Origin of the sequence: Bacillus sp. SIMBA_008 (assembly GCF_046535495.1) — a bacterium.
GTDB classification, from domain to species: Bacteria; Bacillota; Bacilli; order Bacillales; family Bacillaceae; genus Bacillus; species Bacillus subtilis.
Map to the genome: position 1 here is coordinate 1 of NZ_JAWRWL010001272.1, position 236 is coordinate 236.

Sequence of the window (236 nt, forward strand, 5' to 3'; positions counted from 1 at the left end):
CAGTTATCACGGAGTTATTGGTAATGAATGTCCAAGCTGCGGAAATGAAGATGAGGCCAATATAGAAAGAATTCGACGTATAACAGGTTATCTTGTAGGAGATATGTCGAAGTGGAATAGTGCGAAACGTAGTGAAGAGATGGATCGGGTGAAGCATAAATGAAAGTGATGAACATCATTCATGATAGTGTAGTAGATGGGGAAGGATTGCGGACAGTCGTGTTTTTTGCGGGCTG

At 41.9% G+C, this 236-nt stretch carries 1 protein-coding gene; it reads left to right on the forward strand.

Translation table 11 applies throughout. The features are described 5' to 3' along the window. Window positions 1–163 (forward strand): anaerobic ribonucleoside-triphosphate reductase (nrdD, locus tag SB658_RS27520; RefSeq protein WP_410603738.1); only part of this gene is annotated, 163 nt, incomplete at its 5' end. Between the last annotated feature and the right edge of the window lie 73 nt (window positions 164–236).